The 12,607-nt window shown below is 37.0% G+C and carries 14 protein-coding genes; 2 read left to right on the forward strand and 12 right to left on the reverse strand.

Translation table 11 applies throughout. The features are described from left to right. Positions 1–39: 39 nt before the first annotated feature. The 3 genes from LS684_RS15015 to sigK all read right to left on the reverse strand — a co-directional run bounded on the left by LS684_RS15015 (position 40) and on the right by sigK (position 3,086). Complete coding sequence (locus LS684_RS15015; protein WP_233807111.1) at positions 40–1,839, reverse strand: M3 family oligoendopeptidase; 1,800 nt, start codon at positions 1,837–1,839, stop codon at positions 40–42. 100 nt (positions 1,840–1,939) lie between these two features. Beyond that, the gene (locus tag LS684_RS15020; RefSeq protein ID WP_233807113.1) at positions 1,940–2,110 is read right to left on the reverse strand and encodes a hypothetical protein; all 171 of its coding nucleotides are present in this window, start codon (positions 2,108–2,110) and stop codon (positions 1,940–1,942) included. A gap of 262 nt (positions 2,111–2,372) precedes the next feature. Continuing rightward, positions 2,373–3,086 carry an RNA polymerase sporulation sigma factor SigK gene (gene sigK, locus LS684_RS15025; protein WP_233807115.1) on the reverse strand — a complete coding sequence of 238 codons (714 nt, stop codon included), beginning with the start codon at positions 3,084–3,086 and terminating at the stop codon, positions 2,373–2,375. Positions 3,087–3,285: 199 nt separating this feature from the next. On the opposite strand from sigK, the gene LS684_RS15030 reads away from it, so the two are divergent. Then, positions 3,286–3,453 carry a hypothetical protein gene (locus LS684_RS15030; protein ID WP_233807117.1) on the forward strand — a complete coding sequence of 56 codons (168 nt, stop codon included), beginning with the start codon at positions 3,286–3,288 and terminating at the stop codon, positions 3,451–3,453. Positions 3,454–3,963: 510 nt separating this feature from the next. Here the strand turns inward: LS684_RS15030 and LS684_RS15035 are convergent. The 3 genes from LS684_RS15035 to mtnN all read right to left on the reverse strand — a co-directional run bounded on the left by LS684_RS15035 (position 3,964) and on the right by mtnN (position 5,725). After that, positions 3,964–4,104: a YrzI family small protein gene (locus LS684_RS15035; protein WP_233807119.1), complete on the reverse strand. Its 141-nt coding sequence runs from the start codon at positions 4,102–4,104 to the stop codon at positions 3,964–3,966. A gap of 468 nt (positions 4,105–4,572) precedes the next feature. Further along, positions 4,573–4,809, reverse strand: coding sequence for a YrhC family protein (locus LS684_RS15040; RefSeq protein WP_233807121.1), 237 nt, complete (start codon positions 4,807–4,809; stop codon positions 4,573–4,575). Positions 4,810–5,017: 208 nt separating this feature from the next. Continuing rightward, on the reverse strand, positions 5,018–5,725 hold the full coding sequence (gene mtnN / locus LS684_RS15045; protein ID WP_233807122.1) for a 5'-methylthioadenosine/S-adenosylhomocysteine nucleosidase: 708 nt from the start codon (positions 5,723–5,725) through the stop codon (positions 5,018–5,020). A 254-nt stretch (positions 5,726–5,979) separates the two neighbouring features. Between mtnN and LS684_RS15050 the strand changes: the two genes are divergently transcribed. Next, on the forward strand, positions 5,980–6,198 hold the full coding sequence (locus LS684_RS15050; RefSeq protein WP_233807123.1) for a YrzA family protein: 219 nt from the start codon (positions 5,980–5,982) through the stop codon (positions 6,196–6,198). 99 nt (positions 6,199–6,297) lie between these two features. Here LS684_RS15050 and LS684_RS15055 read toward each other — a convergent pair whose 3' ends face one another. The 6 genes from LS684_RS15055 to LS684_RS15080 form a co-directional block, all read right to left on the reverse strand. Next, positions 6,298–7,014: a YrrS family protein gene (locus LS684_RS15055; RefSeq protein WP_233807124.1), complete on the reverse strand. Its 717-nt coding sequence runs from the start codon at positions 7,012–7,014 to the stop codon at positions 6,298–6,300. Positions 7,015–7,209: 195 nt separating this feature from the next. After that, a complete protein-coding gene (locus LS684_RS15060; protein WP_233807125.1) occupies positions 7,210–8,973 on the reverse strand; it encodes a peptidoglycan D,D-transpeptidase FtsI family protein in 1,764 nt (587 codons plus the stop codon). A 67-nt stretch (positions 8,974–9,040) separates the two neighbouring features. Beyond that, on the reverse strand, positions 9,041–9,517 hold the full coding sequence (gene greA / locus LS684_RS15065) for a transcription elongation factor GreA (protein WP_233807126.1): 477 nt from the start codon (positions 9,515–9,517) through the stop codon (positions 9,041–9,043). Between the two features lie 233 nt (positions 9,518–9,750). After that, positions 9,751–10,386, reverse strand: a complete 636-nt coding sequence (gene udk / locus LS684_RS15070) for a uridine kinase (protein ID WP_233807127.1) — start codon at positions 10,384–10,386, stop codon at positions 9,751–9,753. A gap of 7 nt (positions 10,387–10,393) precedes the next feature. Beyond that, complete coding sequence (locus LS684_RS15075) at positions 10,394–11,662, reverse strand: peptidase U32 family protein (protein WP_233807129.1); 1,269 nt, start codon at positions 11,660–11,662, stop codon at positions 10,394–10,396. A 15-nt stretch (positions 11,663–11,677) separates the two neighbouring features. Beyond that, the gene (locus tag LS684_RS15080) at positions 11,678–12,607 is read right to left on the reverse strand and encodes a peptidase U32 family protein (protein ID WP_233807130.1); all 930 of its coding nucleotides are present in this window, start codon (positions 12,605–12,607) and stop codon (positions 11,678–11,680) included.

Genomic DNA, 12,607 nt, shown 5'->3' on the forward strand with positions numbered 1-12,607 from the left:
AACGGGCGCTCTCATCCAAGAGACCGCCCGTTTTTCTTATTATTTACCTTCTGTCAATGCTAGAAATTCTTCTACATCGTCCATACATAATTTCACAGCTTTTTCCCAGAATTCTGGTTGAGTTAGATCTACATTTAAATGTTTCATTGCCAACTCTTCAACAGACATTCTAGCTGTGTCCTTTAAAAGAGCGATATATTTCTCCTCATACCCTTTCCCTTCTTCTAATGCTCTTGCATAAATACCAAGCGAAAAGAGGTAACCAAAGGTATATGGGAAGTTATAGAATGGAACTCCTGTGATAAAGAAATGTAGCTTAGAAGCCCAAAAAGTTGGATGATAATCTTCTAACGCATTCCCATATGCTTCTTTTTGAGCCTCAAGCATCAATTCATTTAGCCGGTCTGTGCTTACTATTCCTTGTTTTCTTTCCTCATAAAAACGAGTTTCAAATAAGAATCGAGCATGAATATTCATTAATAATGCAACTGACCGTTGGACTTTATCTTCAAGTAACGCCAATTTTTCTTCTTCAGAGGTAGCGTTTTTCACAGCAGCATCTGCCACAATCATTTCAGCAAAGGTGGATGCTGTTTCAGCAACATTCATGGCATAATTTCGGTTTAGGAGATGCAAATCTCTCATCGCATACGTATGAAATCCATGTCCAAGCTCGTGAGCTAGTGTAGATACATTGGAAGGAGAGCCTGAGAATGTCATAAAGATACGCGATTGGCTGTTCTCTGGAAAATACGTATGAAAGCCTCCAGGCATTTTTCCAGGACGGTCTTCTGCTTCAATCCATTTATCTTCAAATGCCATTTTCGCAAATGATGTCATTTCCTCTCCAAAACGAGAGAAATGCTCTAGAATAAAATCTGCCCCTTCTTGGTAGCTAACCTTTGATTCAGATTTCCCAAGTGGAGCATCGAGATCATACCAGCTTAACTTTTCTAGCCCTAAGCTTTTGGCTTTACGGTTTAAAAATTTTACTAAAGGTTGCTTATTTTCTGATATGACTTTCCACATCATCTCTAATGTTTCTTTTTTCATTCGGTTCATCTGAAGTGGTTCTTTTAAAACATCCTCCCAGCCTCTAAGTTTATAGACATTCAGCCTAAAGCCTGCCAGATGGTTTAGCGTTTCGCTAAGATAGTCTGCTTTTTCTCCCCAAGCCTTTTCCCACTGTGTAAACATATCTTTGCGAACCTTTGGGTTAGAGCTTGAGAATTTATTTGCTGCCTGACCAACGGATAGCAGCTGTTCTTTTCCGTCTTGTTCAAATGGAATTTGAATGCTGCCGACAATTAAATCGTACATTTGCCCCCATCCATGATACCCGTCAACACCTAATGCATTTATCGTTGATTCTTCTTTCTGTGACAATTTCTCGAGTGCATGCGTTCTACGCTCATTTAGAACAAAGCTAAGCTCCTTTATATGATCATTTAGAAGTAACTCTTCCCAAACCGTCTGATCGTAAGTCGTTAATTTTTGATCAAAACCAGTCAGCGCCGATTGGAATGAAGCACTTAATTCCGTTGTTTTCGCTCTAAGATCCCCAGCTTTTTTATCTTCTGTATTTTGCGCTTGAAGACAGCTTACAAAAGCTCCTGCTTGGCGGAGCTTCTTCGCTACTTGCTGAAAAAGGTCTAGAAAATCTGTTAGTTGATTGTAATCAGAAGGAGTATTGGTCGGTCTCCATTCTTGAACTTGATGATTAAATTTTTGAATAAAGTCGTTCGTTACTTGAAGATGTTTTGTAAACTCTTCAGATGCACTCCCGTTTTTAAAAAATATATCTAAATCCCAAACCTCTGAGTATGTAGTTGTTGCCATATAGATCCTCCTTTAAATATGTATAGCTATATTATATATTTAGTTTTCCGAAATTTCTATCAATAAGTTGGAAATTTCGGAAAACTTCTATCTTGCTAATCTATCGATCATACGATCCATAGTACCAAAAGCCACCGAAGATGAGTAAAAGAACAAATAAAACGATAAAGAGGGCAGCCCAACCACCACCGCTTCGGTATGGTACTGGATAAGGGACAGGATATGCAAATGGGTAACCATAGGAGCATGATTTTGGATAGCCGTATGACATAAACAGAAACCTCCCTTCCATCCAATAAGCTTTAATTATAATATATGCATTCGTCTATTATTCGTATAGGCAAATGCAGGAAATTATCAAGGCTGGTGAAGTGAGATTCCATTCAACATCCTCAATACCGATTTATTTTAACACTAGCCCTCATACCCTTCGTTGCTTGGATCAATAAATTTTATATGGAAATAGCAAAAGAGAGAGCAAACGCTCCCTCTTTTTAGAATCTGTTTTCAGTTTCTATTGCTATAATTGTTTATTATTTTTTCCCTTTTTCTTTCTCTGCGCGATAAAATTCATGAAACATCTTCATTAGCGCACGCTTTTCAATTCGAGATACATAGCTTCTTGAAATTCCTAGCTCTTTCGCAATCTCCCGTTGGGTCTTTTCCTTCTTTAAATCTAGCCCAAACCGCCCTACAATCACTTCTTTTTCCCTTCCATCGAGGACATCAATATATTCCTTCACTTTTTCGAGCTCCATATTTAACTGAATCGTATTGATTACATCTTCTGATTCTGACTTCAACACGTCAATTAAGGAGATTTCATTTCCTTCTTTATCCTGCCCAATCGGATCGTGAAGAGACACATCCTTCTTCGTCTTCTTTAAAGCGCGTAAATGCATGAGAATTTCATTTTCTATACAGCGCGCAGCGTAAGTTGCAAGCTTTGTACCCTTTCCTTCTGAGTAGCTTTCGATGGCTTTGATTAGCCCGATCGTTCCGATTGATATTAAGTCCTCTGAATCTTCTCCAGTATTTTCGAATTTCTTGACTATATGTGCAACAAGACGTAAATTATGCTCAATTAGCATATTGCGAGCATGTGCATCTCCTTCAGCCATTAAGCGTAAGTATTTTTTCTCATCTGCTGGAGAAAGTGGTTGAGGAAAGGCATTATTCTTAACATATGAAACGAGAAATAGGACTTCTTTTAACAAGTAGCTAAGTGCTGTTAAAATACCAGACAAAATTCCACCCCCGTTTTAAGGACTTTCGCCTATAACTAATTCCTATGAAAACCGAGACAAAAATGTGTCTGTCCCAATGATATTATTTTTAGAATAGCTTGTTAGAGGATAATATTTACATATGCATTCCAGTATGGACAGAACGTAAAGAGTTTCGATAAAATATTTTAGAGGATACTTATAGAAAGAGGTAAAAACGTTGACACCACATAAACTGATATTATTTTTAGTATTGATAATTGTTGTATTTTCGAGTGCGGCTCAATTTATTTTTGAAGGCTTCTCTATGAAGACTTTACTCGTGTTAATTGCTACCATCTTACTCGTAGGATACTTATGGGTACGTCCTGAAAGGCGGAATAAATAGGAGAAGTTTCGAAACGTGATTGTTTAAAAACTATGCTGTACAGATTGAGCTACATTCTGTTTGATGTTCAACAGTCTAATAAAACAGAAAAACATTAACCGAGTATGGTTAATGTTTTTCTGTTTTATACTTCTTCAGCTGTCACTTCAGCTGCAATTATGCAGCCGATCGCACCGCATATAACTAAGCCCATAACAATTGCGAACATGTTCGACACCCCTTTGAAAGGTTATCTTTTCTAACTCAAATTTACCATATTTACATGGTTAATAATTTGGTTGGATGTGAACTTTTTGTTAAACTACACAATGCTTGAAATGGGCGATTACTTCTTTTTTCGTAAGCCTAATGTAAGCACCAATACATGTAGAAACACAGAATCATCTCCCTACCTATACATAGTATAGTTAGGTGGAGTCTTTCTCCACCCATAAAATATCTTCACGTCCTTGAATCATAAATACCATCTTATAAACTCCTCTCTCTTGTTAATTTCATAAAATCTCAAAATTAGAACGGGCGATAGATTGAAAATTGACGATCTTTATTTTGTTCATGAATTTTACGTGCTTCTTGTTGACGAATTGCATCTTCTGGTGTTAAATTGCGTTTTTTTACTGTAATGGTTAAAAACAATATATTCAGTGTCATATATTCTCACCTCCTTTATACATACATAACCAATTTTTACTTTTTCAAACATAGGCGATATTGCCAATTGCAAACAAAAAAGCCGCAAGGAACCCCCTGCAGCTAAATTTAGGCACAAAAATAGCCTAGGGGTTTATTCTCCCTACGGCATGGTTATACTTACTTCTTTTGAAATTAATGAAGTAATCCATTCCTATCGGTCGAATATTCTAATACATATGAAGTTGTTGACGATAAACCTAATCCAAACATGATCATTTCATTCGACCTCCTTTAAAATAGAATTTTTTACTTACAATGGTAAGTATATCCACTTTCATCGAACTTGTAAACCCCTATTTTGAATATTATTTATTCTTTTCATAAAAAGACCTCATTTGTGCACACAAAAAAAAGACTGCAGCCGAATTGCCTACAATCTTACCTCCACTAATCGGAGTCATTTCATCTTTTCCTCATGAAACGTTCTTACTCTTCCATTTTTTCTAATTGCTTCCGAATGGATTTTGATTTCATAAATAAGATAATCGAACTTCCTAAGAAGACAATCGAAGTCGTTAGTTTAATGTATATTTCAAAAGTATGATCAGTTTCAGAAGGAATGATTGAACCTAAATAAAATAAAGCTCCTACTGCTAATAAAACGATGGCAAAACGCTTACAATCGACCATTTTATCATTTAGATGCTTTGTTTGTTGTTTCATGGGTACCTCACCTACACTTTGCTAGATTCGTTCTATAACCCTACTAAATTAATGTAACATGTCTACTAGCAAGATAGGTGATGCAATTTCCAGCAATTCAGGTAGAAAAACACACCCTTAGAAGATGCTGGGTGTGTTTTTGTTCATGATAGATTCTCCGTGTTTCGTTAAGCAATACCAGTTATAAAGCAAATGGTTACTGACGAAATTATTGATTCTTTTCTCTAATTGCAGCAACGATCTTCATAACTAATGATGATGAATTTAGTGCTGCTTTTTCTAAAAATTGATCAAATGAAACATGAGATTCTTTTCCTGCTATGTCTGATAATGAGCGGATAATTACAAATGGAATTTGGAATAGGTGTGCAACCTGTGCAATTGCAGCAGCCTCCATTTCAAGTGCTTGTAAATTAACGAACTTATCACGAATAAAATCCACTCGTTTTGAATCATTCATAAATGAATCGCCCGTTGCAATTAGCCCTTGTACAACTTGGATATCTGTTATTTCTTTCGCGCATTCTTCTGCGATTTGTACTAGTTCTTCGTTAGCTACAAATGCTGCAGGGAGCTGTGGAACTTGTCCATATTCGTATCCAAAAGCAGTAACATCTACATCATGGTGGCGCACTTCTGTTGAAATGACAACGTCACCCACATTTAACTCAGGGTTAAACCCACCAGCAGATCCTGTATTAATAATGTAATCTGGCTGATATTTTTCCATTAGAATTGTACTGGACATTGCCGCATTAACTTTTCCAATTCCCGAACGTAGGAGGATTACATCTGCACCATTCATCGTCCCAAAAGTAAATTCACAGCCAGCAATTGTTTCATGTGTTCGGTTATCGATTTTGTCCCGTAATACAGTAACTTCTTCTTCCATTGCTCCGATAATAGCTATTTTCATTTCTAAATACCTCACTTATGATTAAAATGGTGTAGAATTTGATCCTTCTGCTTTAACATATTATGTTTTAAAGGCAACCTCTTATGTACTCTATTGTTCCATCTATTTTACACAAACACCATTTTACCATTAATCAATTAACCATTTCCATACTGGTCTTTATTTCATGTAAAGATTAAGATAGAATAATTGAAAAACAAGGGAATTACGAAATAAAATAAGGTTGATATCTAAATAGAAAGGAACGAAAATTGATGAATTTTCAATTTGATTTAATAAAAGACAAAATCGAATTCTTTGAAGCGGCGGATTTAAAGACGCTAGAAAAGAAAATCAATGAACAAATCGAGGTGAATAAAGGTATCTTACTTTGCGTTCATTCCGTTTCACATCAAATGCATCTAGATGAACAAGGAAGAAGATGGTATTCAGCTGTAGTTCACTTTAAAAATAGCGGAAGCAGCTCCATTTAATTGACAATCCCCTTTTTTAAAGCCGTACTTTCGAGACGATACGTGTTACAAGTTGAGTTGAAGCAAAAAATAGGATAGGATTCACCCATCCTATCCTACTTAATCATCATCAGACTCTTCTTCTTCTTCTGCTTCTGGATCAACTGGCTTTCCTTTATCGTTTTCCTTAAGCTCTTGAACTTTTTCAGGTTTCCAGCCTTCTCCATCTATCCATTCAATATATACTCGATAAGCTTGCTGCGTATCTTTTGTAGAAATTGTTGCAACAGATCGATTCGGTCCATTATTCCCAAGAAACCATAAGGTCATATTTCCTTGGTCTACTCCTGAGCCGTAACTAATCGCTTGTAGCATTTCTTCCCAATCAGGTGATTCTTGACTATATACAGCTGTATGCTCTCCTGTTTGTGAAGTTCCAACAGGCTTCCATGAAGGATTTACGATTGTCTTTTTAACATTCGGAGATCCGCCTTCAGTCACAATGGCCTCTTCATTCTCTGTCGTTCCTTCTGTTTCAGTTTCAAGATTACTACTTGCTTCTTCGGATGCATCAGTCGATTCTGATTCTGTCTGTTCCTGTTCATTACTCGATTCTGATTGCTGTTGCTCCTGATGTTGAGACTCATCTTTTTCAGTATTTTCTTCACTTGTCTCTACTTCGTTTGTTGCTTTTTCATCATTATTTCCGAAGAATATATTGGCTGAAACAAAAATGATTAATAAAATGACTAATACGATTAGACTATTTAAAATAATATTTGTCTTTCGTTTTTTTGCTTGTCTACCAGATCGAGTTCGACCATTTTCATAATCCATAAAAGGTCCCTCCCTATTTATGTAGAATATTACATACCATGTTGGTTGCTTGTACCATTCAATCTCTACCCCATTATCTCTTCAACATTCTATCATGACTTCCTTTAAACTTGAAGAAATATATCAAACAAAGCTAAAAACGAAATTGAGTGTATCATGTAATAATCATAAATAACAGAGACCAATAGGGGATATTTATGGTTCTTGATTATACACGTAGACCTTTTTTACCATTTCGGCAAAAAGAGGGTTCACCCCCCCTTCATCCTCAAAGACTCCTAAATTAACAGCAACTAATGCATATTTAGGATTTTCAAATGGAAAGTATCCGGCAAACCATTTATTATGAAGCTGCTTATCCCCTTTATAGATTCCAGTTTCAGCAGTACCTGATTTTCCTGCCACTTCATAAGGTAAACTCTGAAACCATCTTCCTGTTCCATTTTCATTTATGACAACCTCTCGCAAAAGCATTTGCAGTTTCATTGCGGTATATGGTGCAATTGTATCCCCTGGCAGTGGAGATTGTTCAAATTTTAATAAAGAGGTTTGATTTTTGTATTCGATTTCAGATGCGACTCGGACCATCTCCTTCTTCCCTGCCTTTGCGATGGTTGCCATCATATTAACAATTGCTAGTGGAGTTGCCCGAACCTCATGTTGTCCAATCCCTGACATAGCTACAAAATTATCATCCTTCTTAGCTTCTTCCGTTCGAAACACACGGCCTTTTTGCTCATCCTGTAATTGCGCAAAGTCATTAAAATGATAGATGTCCCCCTTCCAGCTAACAGGCCCAGTCAGCGATAGCTTTTCTGCGAACGTCTCTAATATATTCGGATCGATTTTTTTTAATTCCTTTGCTAATGTCCCAAACGTATTATTACAGCTTCTCGCAAAGCTCTCTTTAAAACTTAGCATTCCATAGTCATGATCAAGATCTGGGTCCCCATTTATCTTTTGACTACAATCAAATAAGCGAGTAGGTTCATCTAGTTCATATTCAATGGCCGCGGCTGAAACAACCGTCTTAAATACAGATCCCATGATTTGCTCTTTAATCATTTGATTCTCAATACCACCCGCCTCATCACTAAAAGGAGCATACTTATTGATTGTTGGTCTTGAAACCATGGCAAGCACTGAATTGGTTTCAATGTCTAATAAAACTAATCCACCTTTTTCAATCGGATGCTGATCAACTAGCTCTTCTGCTATCTTTTGCAATTCCTCATCAATTGTCGTACGTATGTTAATCGGATAGAAGGGGTTTGCTGGCTCGACATATTTTACATTGATACCAAACAATGGGGAACCGATGCCATCTACATGATAGACAAGCTTTGATTTCCCATCGGGTAAAAGAAATTCATCGAAGCTTTTTTCCATACCTGTTAGCCCAATTAAAGTATTACCTGAAAGCTCTTTATCCGGATAACGCTTGCTTAACAATGTGGCATTTTCACCTGTGATTCCTATAAGCTGTTCAGCTGGGTTTACCGATAAATTGTATTTCTTATTTACAGCAAATACACCAGGAATTTTCAGCTCATTAATCTTTTCCATTTGTCCCTCTGTTAACCGAAATGGATAGGGGTCTCCATATGCGTAGGGTTCTTCTTTGTCTTTGAGGGAATGGCGAAGAGACAATTCGGAAATTCCAAGAATGTTGGCAACAGCAGCTGCATCCCATTCCATCCGATTTAGAAATGGGAATAGAACGAGCACCGATACATTTTTATGTGTAATGGGTTCACCACTTTGATAGAGGAAATTACCTCTGCCATTATCTATTACTACCTCTTGAGAGCGTTGCTGAACACTTGCCTCAATTAAATTCACTCCATGCTTAGTAAAGTTTGTCGTGGACACTAGCTGTACTTGAATGAGCCTACCAATTAACAGACCCATTAATGTTAACGTAATACTTAACCATATAATTACTCTTTTTCTCCACATAAAAAAACACCTCGTCAAAAGTGTTGACGAGGTTGATTGTTTTCAAACATTTCTGTATTAAATCCGTTTATTTAATGGATGTAATGCGAACGCTCATTTCTCCACCTGGAGTTTGAATGGTAACTTGATCTCCTACTTTACGACCGATTAAGCTCTTTGCAATTGGAGAATCATTTGAAATTTTCCCTTCAAATGGATCTGCTTCTGCACTACCAACAATCGTATATGTTTCTTCATCGCCATCAGGAAGCTCAATAAATGTAACAGAGCGGCCTAATGTTACGCTATCTCCACCCATCTCATCTTCTGAGATGATTTTCGCATTGCGAATCATGTTTTCTAGAGTTGTAATACGTCCTTCCACAAAGGCTTGCTCTTCTTTAGCAGAGTCATACTCTGAGTTCTCAGAAAGATCTCCGAAACTACGAGCAATTTTAATACGTTCTACAACTTCTTTACGTTTTACTGTCTTTAATTGTTCAAGTTCTTGTTCTAGCTTTTCTTTACCTGCTTGTGTCATTGGAAACACTTTTTCTGTAGCCAAAATCTTCACTCCTTCTAGTTCACAACCCCCGCTAGATTGTGTATATATATTTAGTTCATTTGACGCTAATCCTTATGTGGAGTTAGCTCAATATATGTAGTGCACCTACAGATAACTGTAAATGCACAGGAGCGCGTCCTATTAAATAGGGCGCGCATCACTCGTATAGTTGCCATTTGTTTGAATCAATCAATGACAGTTGTCTAGCATCTAATATTATCTATGCTATTGTTTCATAAAAATGATTTTTGTTCAAGAATTGTTTGAATTTTTGTTACCATTAGATCAATTGCTACGTAGTTGTGGCCACCTTCAGGTATAATTACATCTGCATAACGTTTAGTTGGCTCAATAAACTGGTTATGCATAGGTCTAACAACATTTACGTATTGCTCAATAACAGAGTCAATGGAACGACCTCGTTCTTTAATATCCCTTACAAGCCTTCTTATAATACGAAGGTCTGCATCAGTATCCACATAAAGCTTAATATCCATTAAATTGCGTAATCGCTCGTCTTCTAATACGAGAATTCCTTCTAGGATTATTACATCCTTCGGCTCCACTACAATGACTTCTTCTGAACGAGTATGCATGGCATAATCATAAACCGGTTTATCAATTGGTTCATAATTTAACAGTGCCTTCACATGTTCAATGAGTAAATCATTGTCAAAAGCTAATGGATGATCGTAATTTGTAAGAAGTCTTTCTTCAAACGGTAAATAACTTTGGTCTTTATAATAATAATCTTGTTCTAGCATTAAAATGGAATGGCCTTTAAAACGTTCATAAATTGCTTTTGTTACACTCGTCTTTCCAGAACCAGATCCACCAGCTACTCCAATAACAACTGGCTTGCGTTTCATGTTGTTTCTAGAGCTCCTTTCGCATCATGTTGTTAGGGTATACCGGTTGATCAACTTTAAACCTAACAATTTGCAACGGGTGACGAGCAGCATCTAATTCATTGCCATCCTCGTCCCAAATCGTCTCAATTACTTGATTAAAGTTATCAATCTCCGGTCCAAAGAACTCCACTTCTTGACCTGGCTTAAAATGATTACGCTGTTGAAGTGTCACCATTTGTGTCTCTTCATTATAATCGAGCACTAAGCCGACAAAATCAAATTTTGTCTTTTTGCTATGATTTCCATACATCTGTTCTTTATACCCAGGAACTCCTTCAAAAAAGGCTGGAGCTGTATCACGGTTTGCACATTTATCTAGCTCGTCTAACCATTCTTGCTTAATTTTGAAATGATCTGGATCTGCACAGTATGCATCAATGACTTTACGGTACACACTTACCACAGTAGCTACATAGTGAATGGATTTCATACGTCCTTCAATCTTCAAGCTATCCACACCAAGCTCAATCATGCGAGGAATCGATTCAATTAACTTAAGATCTTTAGGACTCATGGCAAATGGAGCATCTTGGTTATCGTACAATGCCTTTTCTTCATTACCTTCTACCTGATATAAATCATAGTCCCAGCGACATGATTGACAGCAGCCACCACGGTTCGAATCACGAGCAGTCATATGATTACTTAACGTACAACGACCTGAATAAGCAATACACATTGCTCCATGAATAAATGCTTCAATTTCAATATTTACCTTTTCTTTCATTTCTTGAACTTCTTCTGCACTTGTTTCACGTGCTAATACAACTCGTTCTAAGCCTTCTTCCTTCCAAAACTGAACGGCTTTCCAGTTTGAAAGTGATTGCTGCGTACTTAAATGCACTTCGATTTCAGGTGCTAGTCGCCGACAGGTTTCAATAATTAACGGATCTGCCACAATGATCCCTGCAATTCCAGCTTCTTTTAGTCCTAGAATATATTCTTCTAATCCATCAATATTTTCATTATGTGCAAAAATATTGGTTGTAACATAAATTTTTGCACCATACTTTTTGGCAAACTCTACGCCTTCCTTCATTTCATCAAATGTGAAGTTATCCGCATTGGAACGAAGTCCGTATTCTTGTCCTCCAATAAACACGGCGTCTGCTCCATATTGAACAGCAATTTTTAATTTCTCTAAATTGCCCGCAGGCGCTAATAGTTCAGGTTTTTTGACAATCACGCGTTTCCCGTCAACGATCGTTGAAATCTTATCTTTTACCGTTGTCATTGATTGTAACCTCCTTTAATAAACCGTTTCTTTAAAGAAAAATCCAGTATCTAATGGACGGTTATCTGGTTGGATCTTCTCAATTTCTCCAAGTAGCTCGTCCTTTACATCTTCATATTCATCTGGGTCGTTTACACAAAGATCAATTCCGTTACGATAAAGCTTTGTCACGGCTATAATATATTCAGCACTTTTTAACACACCATCAATTTTAAACGAATCTATTCCCTTTTCAATCAATTCCTGCAGCTCATCAATCATACAAATATCGTTAGGGCTCATTATATGTGTTCCATTTTCATCTTCAAAAATGGGATATTTGTTATGGCGCTCTTTATCATGAAGGAGCATATTTTTTTCAAGCTTGCGATTTTCTATTTCTAATGCTTTCCCTTGATATTCAAAATAGTTCCCTAATAAGGAACGCTTCGATTGGAACATTGCTGTCATTCCATGTATTTGAACTTCAATCTCTACTTCTGCATGCTCTTTCATTTCTAAAACAGCATCCATATTAATCTCACGGGCTAACACTGCGCGCTTAGCGCCTTTTCTTCCCCAATAATTGCAAGTATACCAATTCGTAGCCGTCGTTTCTGTATTCCAATGTAGCTTTAACTTTGGAGCCACTTCACGAGCTAGCATTAGAATAGCTGGATCACCGAAAATAATCCCATCTACTTGTACTTCTTTTAGAAAACCAATATAATCTCTCGCTTCTTCAATTTTGTCATTATGAAAAATGGCATTCATGGCCACATATACTTTCTTGTCTTCATTATGTGCAAGTGAAATCGTTTGTTTCACATCATCTCGAGTAAACTCACCTGCTAGACGCAATCCAAACTTTTGCTCTCCGATAACAAAGGCATCTGCTCCGGCATCTATTAATGGCTTAATATCTTCAATACTGGATGGGGTAACAAGTAGTTCTGGTTTCTTCAT

Source organism: Cytobacillus spongiae (genome assembly GCF_021390075.1).

Excerpts from the sequence above, each read along its gene's own strand:
- LS684_RS15015 (WP_233807111.1), bottom strand. The coding sequence starts at position 1,839 with ATGGCAACAACTACATACTCAGAGGTTTGGGATTTAGATATATTTTTT.
- LS684_RS15020 (WP_233807113.1), bottom strand. The coding sequence starts at position 2,110 with ATGTCATACGGCTATCCAAAATCATGCTCCTATGGTTACCCATTTGCA.
- LS684_RS15035 (WP_233807119.1), bottom strand. The coding sequence starts at position 4,104 with ATGACACTGAATATATTGTTTTTAACCATTACAGTAAAAAAACGCAAT.
- LS684_RS15040 (WP_233807121.1), bottom strand. The coding sequence starts at position 4,809 with ATGAAACAACAAACAAAGCATCTAAATGATAAAATGGTCGATTGTAAG.
- mtnN (WP_233807122.1), bottom strand. The coding sequence starts at position 5,725 with ATGAAAATAGCTATTATCGGAGCAATGGAAGAAGAAGTTACTGTATTA.
- LS684_RS15050 (WP_233807123.1), top strand. The coding sequence starts at position 5,980 with ATGAATTTTCAATTTGATTTAATAAAAGACAAAATCGAATTCTTTGAA.
- LS684_RS15055 (WP_233807124.1), bottom strand. The coding sequence starts at position 7,014 with ATGGATTATGAAAATGGTCGAACTCGATCTGGTAGACAAGCAAAAAAA.
- LS684_RS15060 (WP_233807125.1), bottom strand. The coding sequence starts at position 8,973 with ATGTGGAGAAAAAGAGTAATTATATGGTTAAGTATTACGTTAACATTA.
- udk (WP_233807127.1), bottom strand. The coding sequence starts at position 10,386 with ATGAAACGCAAGCCAGTTGTTATTGGAGTAGCTGGTGGATCTGGTTCT.
- LS684_RS15075 (WP_233807129.1), bottom strand. The coding sequence starts at position 11,662 with ATGACAACGGTAAAAGATAAGATTTCAACGATCGTTGACGGGAAACGC.
- LS684_RS15080 (WP_233807130.1), bottom strand. The coding sequence starts at position 12,607 with ATGAAGAAACCAGAACTACTTGTTACCCCATCCAGTATTGAAGATATT.